Origin of the sequence: Oceanobacillus saliphilus (genome assembly GCF_023522835.1) — a bacterium.
GTDB classification, from domain to species: Bacteria; Bacillota; Bacilli; order Bacillales; family Amphibacillaceae; genus Oceanobacillus; species Oceanobacillus saliphilus.
In genome coordinates this window covers 1-252 of record NZ_JALCZU010000262.1, presented here as the reverse complement: position 1 = coordinate 252, position 252 = coordinate 1, and the positions used below count along the sequence as shown (strand labels likewise).

The following is a 252-nucleotide window of genomic DNA, read 5'->3' as shown; positions in this document are numbered from 1 at the left end:
TACCTGCCACATGCAAAAATAAATTCGGCGAAGAAAATAACAAATAAAAATAAACCCCAAACCCTAGCCCGCTGCCGTCATCGATCAGATCCGCGCCACTTGCCGTTGGAGTGCAGGATCCGCCACCCCCACCACCCGTCATCGTCACTGGCGCCGGATCCGCCACCCCCAACACCCGCTGTTGCTGCCGGCGCCGCATCCGCCGCCCCCCACCGTCCGCCGTTGTCGTTGGCACCGGATATGTGCGAGGGA

The 252-nt window shown here is 60.7% G+C and carries 1 protein-coding gene; it reads right to left on the bottom strand.

Going from position 1 to position 252, the window contains the following annotated elements; genetic code table 11:
* Positions 1-199 (bottom strand): hypothetical protein (locus MN204_RS21960; protein WP_249873003.1); only part of this gene is annotated, 199 nt, incomplete at its 3' end.
* Between the last annotated feature and the right edge of the window lie 53 nt (positions 200-252).